This window comes from Streptomyces hokutonensis (assembly GCF_042751305.1).
Taxonomy (GTDB): Bacteria; Actinomycetota; Actinomycetes; order Streptomycetales; family Streptomycetaceae; genus Streptomyces; species Streptomyces hokutonensis_A.
Window position 1 is genome coordinate 128,342 of the sequence record NZ_JBHYWD010000015.1, and the last position, 16,716, is coordinate 145,057.

Here is a 16,716-nt window from a genome sequence, read left to right on the forward strand (position 1 = left end):
ACTCACACGGTCAGCCCCCGGACCAGAAGATCGAGAAGCGCACACGCGAACAGGGCGATCCCGATGAACCCGTTGACGCTGAAGAACGCCCTGTTCAACCGCGAAAGATCATGCGGCCGGACGATCGAGTGCTCGTACACGAACGCGCCCGCGACGATCAGCAGGCCGAACCAGAAGAAGGCACCCGCGCCGGTCGCCGCGCCGTACCAGGCGAGGAGGGCCGTGGTGATGGTGTGGCAGACGCGCGCGCCCCAGATGGACGCGGGGATGCCGAAGCGGGCCGGGACCGACATGACGCCGATCTCGCGGTCGGTCTCGATGTCCTGGCAGGCGTAGATCAGGTCGAAGCCGCCGATCCAGATGCCGACGGCGAGACCGAGGATCACCGCGTCCCAGGACCACTCGCCGGTGATCGCCAGCCAGCCGCCGACCGGGCCCATGGCCTGGGCGAGACCGAGGATGGCCTGCGGGAAGTTCGTGAACCGCTTGCCGTAGGGATAGATCACCATCGGGATCACCGCGATGGGGGCCAGCGCCAGACAGAGGGGGTTCAGCAGGGCCGCCGAGCTCAGGAACACGACCAGCGCGACGAGCGCGCCCGTCCACGCGTGCTTCACCGTCATCGCGCCGGTGACCAGCTCGCGGTGTGCCGTGCGCGGGTTACGGGCGTCGATCTCCCGGTCGATGATCCGGTTCACCGCCATCGCGAACGTCCGCAGCCCCACCATGCAGATGGTGACCAGCAGCAGCCGCCCCCAGTGGATGTTCCTGTCCCACTGGAACATCGCGGTCAGCGCGGCGATATAGGCGAAGGGCAGGGCGAAGACGGAGTGCTCGATCATGACGAGGCGTAGGAACGCCTTGGTGCGCCCCGGCTGCGGGATCGCGGCTGACGCGCTGCTCACAGGCCGTACTCCTTCCACCGGCGGTCGACCTTCGCCGCCGTCTCCGGGTCGGACAGCACCATCTCGGGCCAGCCGCCGTCCCGCGTGTAGCCCTCCTCGGGCCACTTCCTCGTCGCGTCGATGCCCGCCTTGCCTCCCCAGAACTGCTGGTAGGAGGCATGGTCGAGATGATCGACGGGTCCTTCCACGACCGAGAGGTCACGGGCGTAGTCCGTGTTGCCGAGGGCCCGCCACGCGACCTCGTGCAGATCGTGGACGTCGCAGTCGGAGTCGACGACCACGATCAGCTTGGTCAGGGACATCATGTGCGCACCCCAGACCGCGTGCATCACCTTCTGGGCGTGCTTCGGGTACTTCTTGTCGATGGAGACGATCGCGCAGTTGTGGAATCCGCCCGCTTCGGGCAGGTGGTAGTCCACGATGTCCGGCACGATGATCTTCAGGAGGGGGAGGAAGAAGCGCTCCGTCGCCCGTCCCAGCGGTCCGTCCTCCGTCGGAGGCCGGCCTACGACGATCGACTGAAGCAACGGCCGCTTCCGCATCGTGACGCAGTCGATGGTGAGCGCGGGGAACGGCTCCTGCGGCGTGTAGAACCCGGTGTGGTCGCCGAACGGCCCCTCCGGCAGCATCTCGCCGGGCTCCAGCCACCCCTCGATGACGACCTCGGCCTGCGCCGGCACCTGCAACGGCACGGTCTTGCAGTCGACCATCTCGATCCGTTTGCCCGCGATGAACCCGGCGAAGAGGTACTCGTCGATGTCACCGGGAAGGGGCGCGGTGGAGGCGTAGGTCACGGCGGGCGGACACCCGAAGGCGATGGCGACCGGCAGCCGCTCCCCGCGCCTCGCGGCGACCTGGTAGTGGTTCCGGCTGTCCTTGTGGATCTGCCAGTGCATGCCGATGGTGCGCTTGTCGTGCCGCTGGAGCCGGTAGAGCCCGAGATTGCGGATCCCGCTCTCCGGGTCCTTGGTGTGCGTGAGCCCGAGGTTGAAGAAGGACCCGCCGTCCTGCGGCCAGGTGAAGAGGGCCGGCAGCGCGTCGAGATCGACGTCGTCGCCCTGGAGGACGACCTCCTGCACGGGCGCGTCCTTGACCTTCTTCGGCGGTACGTGCGTCATCGAGCCGAGCTTCCCGAAGGCGTCCCGCACCCCCACGAACCCCTGCGGCAGCTCGGGCCGCAGCAGCCCGCCGATCTTCTCGGAGATGTCGCCGTACGACTTCAGCCCGAGGGCTTTGAGCAGCCGCCGGTCGGTCCCGAAGACGTTCATGGCGAGGGGCATGGACGAGCCCTTCACCTTCTCGAAGAGAAGCGCGGGCCCACCGGCCTTCTGAACCCGGTCGACGATCTCCCCGACCTCCAGATAGGGGTCCACCTCGGCCTTGATGCGCTTGAGGTCTCCCTCGCGCTCCAGTGCCCTGAGCAGGGAGCGAAGATCGTCGTAAGCCATGTGTCCCAGTATCCGGCACGGGCCCGGCGACCCGGCTCACGGGTCGCCGTTGCGGGTCGCGCGGTCGGTTGCCTGCCGCACCAGCCGGAAACGTCCGCATTCGGGACATCTCTGATAGCGCGATCGTCCCAGCCGCACGGCTTTGAACGAGGCGAAAGGCACCCACACCGTCGAGAAGCGATGCCCCTGACTGCACTGCACGACCACTCGCGCCATCCCCCCATCCTGCGCGCGGTACCGAACAGGACAAGGCGGGGACCGCGTTTCTTACCCACCCGCTAACCTGACCCCGTCACCGGGGCCGTCCCACCACTCAGGAGAATCTCGCCGCCATGCTCAGGTATCTGCCCTTCCTGCTGGTCCTGGCCCTGTGGATCTACGCCTTCGTGGACTGCCTGAACACGCCCGAGGAGGATGTGCGGGGCATGCCGAAGCTGGCGTGGGTGTTCGTGATCCTGCTCTTCGGCGAGGTGCTGGTCGGTCCGGTCGCGTGGCTGATCGCGGGCCGGGCGCGGCGTACCCAGGACGGGGCGTCGGCAGCGCAGGGCCAGTGGGTCGCGCCGGACGACAACCCCGAGTTCCTGAAGTCCCTGAACAAGGACGACCCCAAGCCGGACCCGAAGACCGAGTAGACCGAGCAGTACGTGCAGGTTGTACGCCGGTGAGCGGCCCGGTACGGACAATGCGCCTCTGTGCCCGGACCGGCAGGAACCGGACACTTACCTCGCATGACGACTGCTCCCGCCGACGCAACCGGCACCCTCGCCCCCGAATACGGTGACAAGGTCATCGCCGTGGAGACGGCCGGTGCCGAGCCGATCCCCGACGCCGAACGCCACGGCAGTCCCCTCCAGCTCCTGTGGACCTGGGCGTCCCCGAACATCGAGTTCGCGACCGTCTACATCGGTGTGATCTCGGTCCTCTTCTTCGGCCTGAGCTTCTGGCAGGCGACCGCCGCGATCGTCCTGGGCACCGGCCTCGGCGCGATCACCCAGGGCTTCCTCTCCCTGGACGGCCCGCGCTTCGGCGTCCCGCAGATGGTGATCGGCCGCTTCTCCTTCGGCTTCCGCGGCAACATCCTCCCGTCGGCGGCCAACGGCCTTGTCGCGGGCGTCGGTTGGTTCGCGGTGAACAGCGTGAGCGCGGCGTTCGCACTGAACACGCTGACGGGCCTACGACCCCTCCCGTCGCTGTTGCTGGTGGTCGTGGCCGAGATCCTCATCGGCTTCATCGGCCACAACTTCGTGCACACCTTCGAGAAGTACGCGTTCCCTGCGCTCGCGGTGATCTTCCTGCTGGCCGGCGTGTGGACCTTCAAGGACGCGCACCTCGGCGGGGGCGGCACGGGCGGCGGAATCGGCGGCTTCCTTCTCGCACTCAGCGCGGCCTGGGGCTACGCGGCGGGCTGGAACCCGTACGCGACGGACTACTCGCGCTATCTCCCGCGCACGGCGAACAGGTTCAAGACGATCCTCTACCCGGCGGTCGGCCTGTTCGTGTCGGTGACGTTCGTCGCCGTCATGGGCGCGGCCTCGGCAACGCTGCTGGCCCCCAAGGACGCGACGCCCACGGCCGCATTCACCGGCCATCTCCCCGGCTGGCTGGGCGACTTGGTGCTGATCGCGATCATCCTCGGCGCGGTCTCGGCGAACGCCCTCAACGTCTACTCCGGCGCGATCTCCCTCACCGCGCTGGGCCTGAAGCTCCCCGCGTGGCTCAACCGCAGTGTCCTGGTAGTGGTCTCGGGCGTGGCCGGTACGGCGGCGGCGTGGGCGTCACTGTCCGACGCGGGCTCGGCGTACGAGGCGTTCCTGCTGGTCATCGCGTACTGGGTGGCGCCGTGGCTGGGTGTGGTCCTGGTGGAGCGCTGGTTCCAGTCCCGCACGCCCACCGAGGAACTGGCCCCCCGCCTGACCGACCCCACCTTCACCAACTGGCCCGGTCTGGCAGCCCTGTTGATCGGCATCGCGGTCTCGGTCCCGCTCTTCTCCAACCAGGAGGACTACGTCGGCTACGTCCCGAAGCACTGGCCGTCGTTCGGCGACAGCACGCCGATCGTGGGGTTCGTGCTGAGCGCGGTGCTGTATGTGGTGCTGCGGTCGGTACTGGGAACGAAGGGGCGGGTTCAGGCTCAACCGGTCAAGGCCGACGCCTGATTCACGTGCCCGACCTTGATGTACGGGGCGTTCTTCGCCCCGTACGCCTTCTTGATGATCGGCTCGGCCTTGTCGGGGTCGTCGACCCCGACCCGCACGAACCCCCGCTCGTCCACGCCGACTTCGCGCATCTGGAAGGTGCCGTCCCAGCGGCTCATGTCGTCGCCGACCCGCTCGGCCAGCGCGTCGAGCGTCTTCCGGTCGAGGTCGGCGTCGTGCAACCGCACGGTCACGCCTTTCACCACGCTCCCGCAGACGTCGTCGTCGAAGGCGGCCGAGGACACGCGCCACACGTCCACGCTCTTACTGTCCTCGTCGAGGGAGAGGCCGGTGTAGGCGGCGGCGTAGCGGTGGGCGTGGGCGAGCTTGTCGATGCGGGCGACGACGCGTTCGAGGGGTTCGAGCGGGGAGCTGTCGTCGTAGGCGTGGGGGAGGCTGTCGACGGGACGGGTGCCGACGCACTCGCGATCGACGCCGGTGCCGGTGCCGGTGCCGGCACCGGCCTTCGGCCGGGCGTCGCTCACGGTCTCCTCGTCGGCGCCCGGATTCATGAGCCCGTGCACGGCCAGGGCGACCAGGACCGCCACGGCGACGATCGCGACGACCACGAAGGTCCACAGGTACTTCTTCAGGTGCTTCTTCACGCCGACGCCCCCTCTACGCCCCACTCGGCACTGTGACGCGGAGGCGGCCGGAGGCGTTCAGTCCCCTTTGCCGCGCTGCCCGGCGGGGCGGTGCGGGACGCCGGGACGGTCAGCGCACCCAGCTACCGGTGAGGCTCTGGACGGCGGAGCCGTCGGGGTCGGCGAGGGTGGTGGCGACGAAGTCGCGGGCCCACTGCGAGGTCTGGACGCGGAAGGGCGGGTGGGCGGCGGTCAGGGCGTCGACGATCGGAGCGGCCGCCTCGGCCGGCGTCTGGGCGTTGCCGAACGACTGCTGGGTGCGGGCGATGTAGGCCTGAAGCGCCGGGGCGTAGGGACCGGCGGCGGCGAGCAGGGCCGGGACGTCCAGGCCGAGGTTGGCGACGAACTCGCTCGCCACCGCGCCCGGTTCGACCACGGTGACATCGACGCCGACGGTCGCGGCGACCGGCGCGAGCGACTGCATGAAGCCCTCGACGGCGAACTTGGCCGCGCAGTACGCCTCGTTGAAGGGCTGGCCGACGGCGCCGCCGACGCTGCTGACGGTGATCACCCGGCCCTTCGACGCGCGGAGGTGCGGCATGGCGGCCCGGGTCATCGCCACCACGCCGAAGAAGTTGACCTCCATGGCCGCGCGGACGTCCTCGACGCTGCTCTGCTCGATGGTGCCGACCTGGGCCGCGCCTGCGTTGTTGACCAGCGCGTCCAGGCGGCCGTGCTCGGCGACGACCTCGTCCAGGCAGGCGGTGAGGCCGGCGGTGTCGGTCACGTCCAGACGCCTGACCTGGACGCGGTTCGCGACGCCCGCCTCGGCGGCGGCCTTGAGCAGGGCGTCCGCCTTGCCGGTGTCGCGCATGGTGGCGATGGTCGTCCAGCCCGCCCGTGCGGTGCCGACGGCCGTGGCCAGGCCGATGCCGGAGGACGTACCGGTGATCAGAACCGTCTTCGGGGAGGTCATGAGGTCTTCCTTGCCTGGAGATACGACGGGCCCGCGTTCAGCACGTGACCCGACTCATTCTGCACGCAGTACGAGTTCCAGCAGCCCCGGGAACCGGGCACCGAACTCTTCCCTCCGCAGCCGGTTGACCCGCTTGGGCCCCTCGTCCCGCTGTTCCACGATCCCCGCGCCCCGCAGCACGGCGAAGTGGTGACTCAGGGCGGCCTTCCCCACCGGCACGTCAAAGCTGCCGCAGCTGCGCGACCAGTCCGCCGAACCGGCCAGCTCCCGCACCAGGGTGATGCGTACGGGATCGGCGAGGGCGGCGAGAGCCGTCTGTACAGGGACGCCGTCGGGGTGGGTGTGTTCCGGGGCGGCGCGGTGACTGGTGCCGACGCCGGTCCGCTGTGCCGCCATGTCCGCCTCCCGCTTGCCGAGTGTTCGATGAAAACCATACACTCGCGAGTGTTCGCTTTTCATTGAACAGTCGAGCGGGGAGTGTGTGCGGCATGCGCGCAGTCGAGTTCCAGGAGTACGGCGGTCCCGAGGTCCTGAAGGTCGTGGAGACGGAGATACCACGCCCCGGCCCCGGCCAGGTGAGCGTCGACGTGGCGTACACCGGGGTGAACTTCGCCGACCTGAAGGCGCGGGCCGAGGGGTACCGGGTGCCAAGTCTCCCGTTCGTACCGGGACTTGAGGTCTCGGGGCGCGTACGGGAGATCGGCGCGGGCGTCTCCGACGGCCTGACCGTGGGCCAGGAGGTCGTCGCCCTCACGGCGGGCGGCGCCTACGCGGACGTCGTCGCCACCGACGCGGTGACCGTCTTCCCCCTCCCCGAAGGCATCGACCTCCGCACAGCCGCCACCCTCCCCACCGTCCTCCCGACCGCCTACGCCCTCGTCCACACCGTGGGCCGGCTGCAACCCGGCGAGACGGTGCTCGTGCAGGGCGCGGCGGGCGGAGTCGGCACGGTGGTGGGGCAGTTGGCGCGGGCGGCGGGGGCCGGGGCGGTGTACGGGGTCGTATCGAGCGCGGGGAAGGCGGAGTTCGCGCGGGGATACGGCTACGACGAGGTGTTCGTGGGCGAGTTCGAGGCGCCGGTGCGGGCGGCGACGGGCGGACGTGGGGTGGACCTCGCGCTGGACCCGGTAGGCGGCGACACTCTGCGCGCCGGTCTGGCCTCCCTCGCGACCTACGGCCGCCTCGTCTCCTTCGGCAACGCGAGCTCGGCGGCACCGTGGCAGGTGGGCCAGCCGGAGCTGTACCCCGGCGCCCTGTCCGTTTCCGGCTTCTCGATCCTCACCCTCGCGAAGACCGACCCGGTGGCGCTACGGGCCCTGACCGAGCGGGCATTCGCGACGGTGGCCGACGGCACGGTGTCGCTGCCGGTGACGGCGGAGTTCGGGCTGGAGGAGGCGGCGGAGGCGCATCGGGCGATGGGGGCGCGGACCAGCACCGGGAAGCTGTTGCTGCGGGTTGCGGGCCAGGAACTCCTCACGAAATGATCTCCAAGGTGGCTGGATCGCCGTTATCGCAGGGTCAGCCTGAGTACTCGTGCGCCATTTCGCCAGACCGACCGGAGGTCGTCCCGGTCAGGCTCGCCGTCCTCGTCGAGGCGGATGCTGTTGAACCTGGCGAAGGTCGGGTTGGCGCGCACCATGTGGGCGTGGGCCGAGACGACTTCGGACTCTTCGGTACAGGTCTGGACATCGGTCCAGCGACGCCTGCCTCTGAGTCGGATCGCGACCTGCTCGCCCGTTTGCAGGTTGCGTCCCCATCCGGCGGAGGCACCGATCAGAAGTTCGTCACGTTGACCCAAGTAGGCGACTGGGACGACATAGCGCCGTCGCGACGTACGACCCACGACGTAGAGGGTGACCAGTCGAAGGCCGATGATCCGGGACAGGACCGGCGTTCGCAGTAGGCCGCGGACCAGCAGGTTCACCAGGCGCTGTCCGCGCACCATCCGGGCCCGGGGCTCGGGCCGGGAACCTGAACCGCCCGCACTCGCGTCAGTGGTCGTCGCTGCTCGTGGTGACCTGGTCGACTTCGGGGAGTCGCTTGTCGTTCGCCGAGGTGGGGACCATCCGCGTAACTGCGGTGGGCATCGCGCCGACAGTGAACACGCGGACCAGGTCGTCGACGGCGACGGTGACGAAGGAGGCTTCGAACGGCACTTGGTCGGGCAGCGGGATGACGTGGACTCCGACCCCGTGATCGCCGTCGAAGACCCGCGTCGAGGTGCTCTTGGGCTCGGGAGGCACGAAGGACGTGAGCCACAGAGCCTCGACAGTCACGTGCGCGGGTTCCTTGAGCGCCAGTTGCACGGACCGGCGGACGACGTCGTAGGTGATCTCGGCTCCGCCCGGGTCTTGTCGCTCGTCAGCGGTGAGGGCCTCGACCTGGGCGGCGATGACGCCGGCGATGCCGGCGAGTCCCTGGACGAAAGTCACCTGCGGGTTGCGCCGGGAGACTTCCCCGCGCAGGTACTGCTTGGTGTCGGCCGGGACCATCCCGCCGAAGACCAGCACGTCGAGGTCGGTGACCTCGTAGTCGTCGAGAACATGGTCGAACTGGTTGGTCGCGTCGGCGATGTAGCCCTTGGCGCGCAGGATGTCGACCGTGGCAACGAGAACGCTGGGGCTGCGGCCGACCACGAGGACGCGATCGGGTTCGTCGGTGGGCGTGGAGTTCATCGTCAGATCTCCTTGGTGATGGATCCGCCGCCAACCCGGCCAGTGTTGGCTTGTCCAATGTTGGCTCATCCAACATAGAGGTTGTTGGCCGCACCCACAATCAGTAATCTGAGGGCATGCCCGCGCATCCCGTTCAGCCCGGCCGTACGCCGGATCGGCTCAAGGACCGCCCGACCTGGCTCATCAGCCGCGCCTACGCGCGCTCCACGGCATTGCTCAACGCCGGATTCGAGGCCGGGGGCAACGGCCTGCGCAGTTATCACTACCGGCTGCTAGCCGCACTCGAACAGTGGGGGCCCGCGAGCCAGGCCGCCCTCGGTCGCGACACCGGGATCGACCGGAGCGACGTCACCGCGGCGCTCACCGAGCTCGAATCACGCGGCCTCGTCGAACGCAGGGTCGACCCCGACCACAAGCGTAGAAACATCGTGACGATCACGCCTCAGGGCGTGGACACCCTCCTCGACCTCGACGCGGTGATCGACCAGATCCAAGAGGACGTGTTGGCACCCCTGACAGCCGCCCAGCGACGTCAGTTCGTCAGCCTCATGTCACGACTGCTCGCTGTCACCTGACGGTGAACCCTCAGGAGTCTTGGTGTCACGCACGGGGACCACGGTCGCCGCGCCGAGTTGCTGCGCATCCATGGGCGTCACCGCAGAGCCGCCGTGAACGCGGACCAGGCGGAGCGGGTGACGACCAGTACCGGGCCCTCGGACACCTTGCTGTCACGCACCGGAACCACGGCGGGGAAAGCGGGGGCGATTTCTACGCAGTCGCCGCCGTTGTCGCCGCTGTAGCTGCTCTTGATCCAGGTCGCCGCGCCGAGTTCGTGCCTGCCCATGGTGCTCGTAACCCTCCATCACGTCGCTGATCAGAGCGGCGGATTCGCGGGCTGACAGGATGTCTGCCCTGAGCACATCATAGGCCTGACTGTGACGCGCGAAGAGGGCCGGATCATCGTTGAAATGCCCACGGTCCAGCGACTCCGAGTACACCCACTCATGTCCGTCCGGCAGCTTGATCAACGACACGGACGTACGCGGGCGGATGAGCCCGAAGAGGTCCGAAGGGGCAACCTGGATACGGATGTTGGGACGCCGTCCGACACTCAGCAGATGGGCGCACTGGTCCCTCATGACCTGCGGACCACCCACCGCGTTGCGCAGGCAGCTCTCGTCCAGGACAGCGATGTAGAGCGGCCCGTCATCGGCGAGGAATCGCGGCTGACGGCTCAATCGAGCCCGGACACGCGACTCGACCTCATCGACATCCGTACCCCTACGACTGAACAGCGCATGCGCATAAGCGGGCGTCTGCAACAGACCTGGTACGACCTGCTCCTGATAGGCCCTCAGCGCGACCGCCTGCCCATCCATCTCAGCCCGCCGCTCGAACCAATCGGGATGCTGAACCTCGGGATACCAGTCGATCTGGCGCCACATGCGCAGCAACGCCCCACCCGTGCCCAGGATTTCGTCGCACTTCTTCGCGAACGACTCCTGCGGAACCCGCGTCCCCGCCTCGACCTTGGCCACATGGGAACGGTCGCAAGGGATCTGCTTGGCCAGCGCCTCCTGAGTGAGCAACTCGGCCTCGCGATAGAAGCGGAGTAGGTCACCGAAGAGCACCGCGTTACTGACTCCGCCCGTGGCCTCCGCATTTCGCTGGGTCACAGAACCCGCCTCCCCTCCGTGGCAATGGCCCAGTGGCACGCGTCAAGCATTGATACGCACTGTTCCCCTGGGCGACTCTCAGTACACCCAGAGTGATGAAGTGGCCCCGGAGTGAACATGGTTGAGCCGATCTCGAAGCGGATCGAACAAGGAACGCTCGTTTACGACGCCAGTACGAACAAGGTCGGTGAGTACCGAGGCAAAGCGGGCCCCTACGCGATGCTGCGCCCCGTAGGCGGCGGCCGGGAGTGGGAGGCCAACCCGGGGTCCGTACGTCCCGCGACGCCGGAGGAACGGCTGAGCGCGAGCGTGAAGGCAGCCAACTCCCGCTCCGGCGAAGGGAATTCGGTGCCCTACGACATCGGTACGCCACCCTCCCCCATCCCCGGCTGCGCGTCCTGCGCCGACCTCGCCGCACTCCGGCACGACGCCCGCGCCCGCGGTGACGGCACCGCCGAGACCGACGCGAACGTCCTGCTGCGCCGGCACCAGCACCGGGATCACGACATCCGGCACCGGCGGATCTTCCGGTTCGTGCCGTACGCGATCGTGCAGGACCCGGGCGCGGAACCGGAGTACGAGGCTCGCTGCGTCTCCGGCGACGAGGACGACTGCGGTGCCGCGTCCGGACCGTGCGGCGACCCGACGACCGTAGAGGAATGGCAGCGCAACCACACTCAAGCGACCCGGCACACCCGCTACCGCCGCAGCTTCGCGGACTACGCGGTGCTCGAACCGCAGCCGTAGGCCTGGCTGCGGAGCCGGCGTGCAGACTGCCACGCCGACTCCGCGCCGAGCCCCCTCTTTGGCCCCTCTCCTCGGGTCAGCCGAACTTCGGCAGGTCGCTGGAGCAGGTCAACTGACTTGTGTCCGCAGGGACGATGCGCTCGACGGAACCAGGCCGACCGTCGGTGATCTTCAGTTGAGCGGCCGACAGGTAACCGATGAAGAACTGCTTCCCGTTGGGCACGGCGGCGGGATGGAAGTCGAAGACGACCCGGTCGTCAGCCTCCCGGTGGGCGGTGCGCACCTTCTCGACGCCGGGCCCGGAGCCATGCCGGTCCAGCGTCGCGGGGTCACCGATCCCCCGGCAGAACTCTCCCACCTTGATGAGCACCGGGAACCCCGCCGCGTCCAGCGCCCGCTCCAGCCCCGCGTGATCGTCGAAGTAGGCCTGCTTGTCCCAACTCACCCTGACCGAACCGTTCTTGAGGCTGTCGACGGCGTAGGCGGCGGTGTGGATGTGCACGGTGCCCACACCGGTGGCGAGTTCGTCCGACGGCGGTGCCGTGGACGGGTTGCCGTAGGTGGACACCCCGAGCGCCAGCCCGGTCACGGCCACCGCGCCCACCAGGGCGACGACGCGCCGCCTGCTCCGCCGCGCGCGTCCGGCGGCGGTGATCCGCTCGACGGGGGTGTCGAGAGTGACGTCGGCGAACGAGGTCCGCAGCGCGTCGAGTACGTCGGTTACGTCCGTGTCGTGTTCGGTCATGGTCCGGCCTCCGGGGTGACGAGATGGCCGCGCAGGGTCGCGACGGCCCGTGACAGGTGGGCGGTGACGGTGCCGGGCGCGATCCCGAGGGCCTTTGCCGTCGCCTCGGTGTCGAGGTCGAGGAAGACCCGGAAGGCGATCACCTCCCGCTGACGGCGCGGCAGTTGGCGCAGCAGGACGAGCAGCGCGGGGTCGAGGCCGGCCTCGGCGACCGCGGGTCCGGCCAGGTCGTGCCCGGCATCATCGAGGGCGAGGGCCACCTCGCGCCGTCTCCGCCGCCACCACGAGACACGCGCGTTGAATGCCGTACGCACGACCCATGCCCGGGGCGCCGGATGCCGCCCGACTTTCGGCCAGGCCACCCATGCCCGGGTGAACGCCTCGGCCACCAGATCCTCGGCGAGCTGCCGCTCCCCCACACCGGCGAGCACGGCCCTGAGGCACACGTCCCGGCTACTGCTGTAGAACTCCGCGAACTCCAGCTCCTTCACACTCCCTATACGCGCCGGGGTCGGGATTCGCTTACTCGGGGATGTCGAGGGTGGCCCAGGGGGGGGCGGTGGAGTGGACGCGTGCTGATACGTGAACGTCGGGCCGCCCGCTTCTCTGCCAGTGTCGGGCTTCCACGGCCCGACACTGACAAAGAAGCGAGTGGCCCAACGGTGACTTGTGAAGTCCCATCCCTGAACTCTGGACAATCCGGGGCGAATTTTGACACGGTTCGGTGTCATGCCCCTCGACTCCCGCACCTTCTACGCCACCCAGAGCACGTACTCCACTCCCGGCACCCTCGCCCACCTCTACACCGACCTCCCACCCGACCCCGCCCAACTCGCCCTCATCACCCGCGACTTACTCATCCACCGCCTGGAGGCCGGTTTCTACGACCACACCCACCCCACCGACCGCCTGCACAACGACGCCGAGACCCGCTACATCGACGACATCCTCCGCATACTCGTCGACCGGAACGACGCCCCGCTCGACCGAAGACGCGCACCAGGCGACCGGTTCGTCGGGATCTGCCGGGACTTCTCGCTGCTGCACTGCTCGTTCCTGCGGCACCTGGGCATCCCGGCCCGTATCCGCTCGGGCTTCGCCGACTACTTCACAGAGAACACCTCCGACCGCTTCCACAGCGATCACGTCGTCACCGAGTACTGGCACGACGACCGCGGCTGGCTCCTCGCCGACTCCCAGCTCACCGACCCCGTCATCACGGACCACTGGAACATCGACTTCGACCCGATGGACGTGCCCCGCGACCGTTTCCTCGTCGCGGGCGAGGCCTGGCAGGCCATCCGTACGGGCGGAGCCGACCCGGCGACCTTCGGACTGCATCCGCCGGAGGAAGGGCCGTTCTGGGGCGAGCGGTTCGTCGCGGGCAACATCCGCCTCGACCTCGCCGCCCTCAACAAGGTCGAGACCCTGCTCTGGGATGTGTGGAGCGAGGACGAGGGCAAGCCCGGCGAGCCGTTGCCGGAGCCGTCACGCCTCTTCTACGACCGTGTCGCCCCGGTCGTCAGCGGCGAGGTCTCCTTCGACGCCGTACGGAAACTGTTCGCCGAGAACGACATCCTGCGCACCCCACCCACGGTGACCTGCTACGCCCCCTTCAACGGGCCCAGCCAAGTCACCCTGCGCCACTAAGACGGCGGGGTGGGCTCCCAGATGCCTTGCCGAATCAAGCGTCGCTGACGGGCCCGCTCGTAGATCGCTGTCAAGTAGCACATCAGGCCGAGGAGAGCGCCGCCGACGATCCCCACCTCGACGTCCACGGTCTGTCGGCCAGGGGGCCCGGCAATCAGCGCGGGGTAGAACAAACCGATTGTGACAGCCAGGGCCAAGGGGTGGCGCGCGGCAAAGCGCTCGAAACGGGTTGGCGGTCGATTGCCTCCGATGCGGCGATCAAGCGCCCAAAAGCCCCTTACCAGAGCTCGCAGTATCTTCGGCATGCTGGTGAGGGCAAGGACTTCCGGAACGGGCCACTAGGCCACGGTCCGCAGCCCCCGCACCTGAGTCGCTCCCATCCCCCGCACCACCCGATGCGCGCACACCGCCGCCAGCAGCTCCCCCAGCAGATCGGGGTCGTCGATCTCCAGGCCGAGCAACGACTCGATGCGTTCGAGGCGTTGGTAGAGCGACTGGCGGCCTATGTGCAGCAGGGCCGCCGTGCGGGTGGGTGAGCAGCCGTGTCGTAGGTGTACCTCCAGCGTGCGCACCAGGTCGCTGGGGTGTGCCGCCTCCCACGCCAGCAGCGGGCCCAGCGCGTGCTGAACCAAACGGGCCAGGCGGTCGCGGTTCGCGTCCACACCGCCCCGCGTCAGCTCCCGTTCCAGTGCGAGCGCCCGCGCGGAGGTCACCAACGGGCCTTCCGGTGCGGCGGGTTCGGCGGCCGGGACCGTCAGCGCGAGTTCCAGGGTCGTACGGGCCGCCCGCAGGGTGTCGCTCCAGCGGAGCCAGCCACTGCCCGCGTCGACCACGTGCCCGACCGCGACCGTCAGCCCGGGATCGGCGGCCGTACGGAAGGCCTCCTGGACAGCGCGGATCGGGTCGCCCGAGACCGAGCCGGACAGCGCCAGCAGCGCCAGTACGTCCCCCGGAAACGCCGCCCGCAGCACGCTCGCCCCGCCCAGCAGCCGTACCGCCCGGTCGACGGAGGAGACCTCGCGCGTGCCGTGGACCGAGACACCGATCAGGCGGGCGCCGGGGCTGGGGTGGAAGCCGGCGAGTGCGGACCGTGCCTCGACCTCCGGCTGGTTCAGCGCGGCCCGGTCCGCGAGGTCGGCCAGCAAGGCGGCGGTGTGGTCGTCGCCCCACGGCCGTACGACGGAGCGGCCGGACAGGCCACGGGCGACGATCGCCCGGTTGGCGGCCTCGGTGATCCGTACGAAGGGGACGACCCGGTGGAGGGCCAGGAGGGGAAGGCCGAGGCGGCGGGCCTCGTCCGTGACCTCCGGCGGCATCGTGGGCAGGGAGCGGCCGATCTCCACCGCCAGGCCGGACGCGCCCCGGGCCGCCAGCTCGCGGACATAGCGGCGGCGGATCTCGGCGTCCGTGTCGGTGAGACCGAAGCCGTTGGTGAGGAGGAGTTCGCCGCCGTCGAGGAAGTTCGCGCCCTCGTAGACCTCGCTGGAGTGGACCCAGCGCACGGGGCGGTCGAGGGCGGCCTCGCCGGCGAGGAGTTCGGGCTCGGAGGCGCGGACCGGGTCGAGGGCCAGGACCTCGCGGAGGGTGAGTGCGGGCACGGGAACCTCCAGAGGCGCGGACAGTTCGTCCGGGTACGGGTTGCGGGGAGAGTACTTTCCGCACGTTGCCCTCGTGTTTCGGCCACTGGAGAGTGAGCACATGAAGCCTTTGGATCAGGCACAGGCGAGCGCCTGGCTCGCCACCGCCGTCGAGGAGGCCCGCGCCGGGCTCGGCGAGGGCGGCATCCCGATCGGTGCCGCGCTCTACGGCGCCGACGGCACCCTGCTGGGGCGCGGCCACAACCGGCGCGTCCAGGACGACGACCCCTCGATGCACGCGGAGACGGCCGCCTTCCGGGCGGCGGGGCGGCAGCGGTCGTACCGCGGGACGACCATGGTGACGACCCTCTCGCCGTGCTGGTACTGCAGCGGGCTGGTCCGCCAGTTCGGGATCTCGCGGGTCGTCGTCGGTGAGGCCGCCACCTTCCACGGCGGGCACGACTGGCTCGCCGAGCACGGTGTGGAGATCGTTCTGCTCGACGACGCCGAGTGCACCCAGCTGATGCGCGACTTCATCAAGAACAACCCGGCACTCTGGAACGAGGACATCGGTGACTGAGCCCCGTATTCCGACCATTGATCTCCGTCCCTGGATCGACGGGGACGAGGAGACCCGTAAGGACATCGCCCGTACCGTCGACAATGCCCTCCAGACGGCCGGGTTCCTGCTCGTCACCGGGCATGGTGTCGATCCGGCGCTGCGGTCCCGGATCCGGGAGGCCGCGCGCGCCTTCTTCGCATTGCCGACAAACCTCAAAGAGCCCTACTCCGCCAAGGTCGGCGGGCGCGGGTGGCTCGGGCCCGGCGCCGAGGCCAACGGGTACTCGGAGGGGACCGAGACCCCGCCGGATCTGAAGGAGTCGCTGACCTTCGCCACGCACCGGCCGTTCGAGGACCCGGTGATCAACGCCGAGTGGTACGCGCCGAACGTGTGGCCGACGGAGATCCCGGGGCTCCAGGAGCTCTGCGAGGAGTACCTCGACCGGATGGGCGAGCTGGAGAAGCAGCTGCTGTCGCTGCTCGGGGAGGCGCTCGGGCTCGAACCCGACTTCTTCTCGCGGCACATGGACCATCCGACGTACGGGTTCAACATCAACTGGTATCCGGGCGTGGAGGTCGTCGGGGAGCCGGAGCCGGGGCAGTTCCGGATCGGGCCGCACACCGACTTCGGGACGGTGACGATCCTCGACCGGCAGGCCGGGAAGGGGGGACTTCAGGTCTTCACCGACGAGGGCGGATGGGAGGACGCGCCGTTCGATCCGGACGCGTTCACCATCAACATCGGTGATCTGATGGCCCGTTGGACCGGTGACCGGTGGCGTTCGGGGCGGCACCGGGTGCTGCCGCCGCCCGCCGACGCGCCCGCCGAGGAGCTGATGTCGCTGGTGTACTTCGGCGAGTGCACGCCGGGCACGCCGGTGGAGTCGGTGCCCGCGCCGGTCGGGCGGGTGGCGTACGAGGCCGTCGACTCGCATGTCTATCTGCGGGAGAAGCTGGACTCGATCACCGTCGAATAG

Annotated in this window: 20 protein-coding genes; 8 read left to right on the forward strand and 12 right to left on the reverse strand. The window is 69.2% G+C overall.

Annotation, left to right across the window (positions count from 1 at the left end):
- Nucleotides 1-2: 2 nt before the first annotated feature.
- Both mqnP and ACFXC1_RS33555 read right to left on the reverse strand, forming a co-directional pair.
- On the reverse strand, nt 3-905 hold the full coding sequence (gene mqnP, locus ACFXC1_RS33550; protein ID WP_381249931.1) for a menaquinone biosynthesis prenyltransferase MqnP: 903 nt from the start codon (nt 903-905) through the stop codon (nt 3-5).
- Nucleotides 902-2,353, reverse strand: coding sequence for a menaquinone biosynthesis decarboxylase (locus ACFXC1_RS33555; protein WP_381249934.1), 1,452 nt, complete (start codon nt 2,351-2,353; stop codon nt 902-904). The genes mqnP and ACFXC1_RS33555 overlap by 4 nt, the downstream gene beginning before the upstream one ends.
- A 332-nt stretch (nt 2,354-2,685) precedes the next feature.
- On the opposite strand from ACFXC1_RS33555, the gene ACFXC1_RS33560 reads away from it, so the two are divergent.
- Both ACFXC1_RS33560 and ACFXC1_RS33565 read left to right on the forward strand, forming a co-directional pair.
- Nucleotides 2,686-2,985, forward strand: a complete 300-nt coding sequence (locus tag ACFXC1_RS33560) for a PLD nuclease N-terminal domain-containing protein (RefSeq protein ID WP_381249936.1) — start codon at nt 2,686-2,688, stop codon at nt 2,983-2,985.
- Nucleotides 2,986-3,081: 96 nt separating this feature from the next.
- Entirely contained in the window at nt 3,082-4,509 is a 1,428-nt protein-coding gene (locus ACFXC1_RS33565) for a purine-cytosine permease family protein (RefSeq protein WP_381249939.1), read from the forward strand.
- Here ACFXC1_RS33565 and ACFXC1_RS33570 read toward each other — a convergent pair.
- The 3 genes from ACFXC1_RS33570 to ACFXC1_RS33580 form a co-directional block, all read right to left on the reverse strand.
- Nucleotides 4,485-5,153: a hypothetical protein gene (locus tag ACFXC1_RS33570; RefSeq protein ID WP_381249941.1), complete on the reverse strand. Its 669-nt coding sequence runs from the start codon at nt 5,151-5,153 to the stop codon at nt 4,485-4,487. The two genes, ACFXC1_RS33565 and ACFXC1_RS33570, sit on opposite strands and share 25 nt — an antisense overlap.
- 109 nt (nt 5,154-5,262) lie before the next feature.
- Complete coding sequence (locus tag ACFXC1_RS33575) at nt 5,263-6,108, reverse strand: SDR family oxidoreductase (RefSeq protein WP_381249944.1); 846 nt, start codon at nt 6,106-6,108, stop codon at nt 5,263-5,265.
- Between the two features lie 54 nt (nt 6,109-6,162).
- Complete coding sequence (locus ACFXC1_RS33580; protein ID WP_381249947.1) at nt 6,163-6,504, reverse strand: ArsR/SmtB family transcription factor; 342 nt, start codon at nt 6,502-6,504, stop codon at nt 6,163-6,165.
- 92 nt (nt 6,505-6,596) lie between these two features.
- On the opposite strand from ACFXC1_RS33580, the gene ACFXC1_RS33585 reads away from it, so the two are divergent.
- A complete protein-coding gene (locus ACFXC1_RS33585) occupies nt 6,597-7,592 on the forward strand; it encodes a quinone oxidoreductase family protein (RefSeq protein ID WP_381249950.1) in 996 nt (331 codons plus the stop codon).
- Between the two features lie 23 nt (nt 7,593-7,615).
- Here ACFXC1_RS33585 and ACFXC1_RS33590 read toward each other — a convergent pair whose 3' ends face one another.
- Nucleotides 7,616-8,032 (reverse strand): PNPOx family protein, encoded by a 417-nt coding sequence (locus ACFXC1_RS33590; RefSeq protein ID WP_381249951.1) that lies wholly within the window; start codon nt 8,030-8,032, stop codon nt 7,616-7,618.
- A 67-nt stretch (nt 8,033-8,099) separates the two neighbouring features.
- Nucleotides 8,100-8,783 (reverse strand): hypothetical protein, encoded by a 684-nt coding sequence (locus ACFXC1_RS33595; protein WP_381249953.1) that lies wholly within the window; start codon nt 8,781-8,783, stop codon nt 8,100-8,102.
- A gap of 116 nt (nt 8,784-8,899) precedes the next feature.
- Here ACFXC1_RS33595 and ACFXC1_RS33600 point away from each other — a divergent pair, with 116 nt between their 5' ends.
- Nucleotides 8,900-9,358 (forward strand): MarR family winged helix-turn-helix transcriptional regulator, encoded by a 459-nt coding sequence (locus ACFXC1_RS33600; protein ID WP_381249955.1) that lies wholly within the window; start codon nt 8,900-8,902, stop codon nt 9,356-9,358.
- Between the two features lie 77 nt (nt 9,359-9,435).
- On the opposite strand, the gene ACFXC1_RS33605 is transcribed toward ACFXC1_RS33600, so the two are convergent.
- Nucleotides 9,436-9,549, reverse strand: a complete 114-nt coding sequence (locus tag ACFXC1_RS33605; RefSeq protein WP_381250201.1) for a DUF397 domain-containing protein — start codon at nt 9,547-9,549, stop codon at nt 9,436-9,438.
- Nucleotides 9,512-10,459 (reverse strand): helix-turn-helix domain-containing protein, encoded by a 948-nt coding sequence (locus ACFXC1_RS33610; RefSeq protein WP_381249958.1) that lies wholly within the window; start codon nt 10,457-10,459, stop codon nt 9,512-9,514. The genes ACFXC1_RS33605 and ACFXC1_RS33610 overlap by 38 nt, the downstream gene beginning before the upstream one ends.
- A 117-nt stretch (nt 10,460-10,576) precedes the next feature.
- On the opposite strand from ACFXC1_RS33610, the gene ACFXC1_RS33615 reads away from it, so the two are divergent.
- Entirely contained in the window at nt 10,577-11,206 is a 630-nt protein-coding gene (locus ACFXC1_RS33615) for a DUF7848 domain-containing protein (protein WP_381249961.1), read from the forward strand.
- A gap of 76 nt (nt 11,207-11,282) precedes the next feature.
- Here ACFXC1_RS33615 and ACFXC1_RS33620 read toward each other — a convergent pair whose 3' ends face one another.
- Nucleotides 11,283-11,951 (reverse strand): hypothetical protein, encoded by a 669-nt coding sequence (locus tag ACFXC1_RS33620; RefSeq protein WP_381249964.1) that lies wholly within the window; start codon nt 11,949-11,951, stop codon nt 11,283-11,285.
- The gene (locus tag ACFXC1_RS33625; protein WP_381249966.1) at nt 11,948-12,442 is read right to left on the reverse strand and encodes a sigma-70 family RNA polymerase sigma factor; all 495 of its coding nucleotides are present in this window, start codon (nt 12,440-12,442) and stop codon (nt 11,948-11,950) included. Before ACFXC1_RS33625 ends, ACFXC1_RS33620 begins: the two co-directional genes overlap by 4 nt.
- A 238-nt stretch (nt 12,443-12,680) precedes the next feature.
- Between ACFXC1_RS33625 and ACFXC1_RS33630 the strand changes: the two genes are divergently transcribed.
- Nucleotides 12,681-13,601: a transglutaminase-like domain-containing protein gene (locus ACFXC1_RS33630; protein WP_381249969.1), complete on the forward strand. Its 921-nt coding sequence runs from the start codon at nt 12,681-12,683 to the stop codon at nt 13,599-13,601.
- Nucleotides 13,602-13,939: 338 nt separating this feature from the next.
- Here ACFXC1_RS33630 and ACFXC1_RS33635 read toward each other — a convergent pair whose 3' ends face one another.
- Nucleotides 13,940-15,199 carry a PucR family transcriptional regulator gene (locus tag ACFXC1_RS33635; protein ID WP_381249972.1) on the reverse strand — a complete coding sequence of 420 codons (1,260 nt, stop codon included), beginning with the start codon at nt 15,197-15,199 and terminating at the stop codon, nt 13,940-13,942.
- 100 nt (nt 15,200-15,299) lie between these two features.
- Between ACFXC1_RS33635 and ACFXC1_RS33640 the strand changes: the two genes are divergently transcribed.
- Both ACFXC1_RS33640 and ACFXC1_RS33645 read left to right on the forward strand, forming a co-directional pair.
- Entirely contained in the window at nt 15,300-15,758 is a 459-nt protein-coding gene (locus ACFXC1_RS33640) for a nucleoside deaminase (protein ID WP_381249975.1), read from the forward strand.
- On the forward strand, nt 15,751-16,716 hold the full coding sequence (locus tag ACFXC1_RS33645; protein WP_381249977.1) for an isopenicillin N synthase family dioxygenase: 966 nt from the start codon (nt 15,751-15,753) through the stop codon (nt 16,714-16,716). Before ACFXC1_RS33640 ends, ACFXC1_RS33645 begins: the two co-directional genes overlap by 8 nt.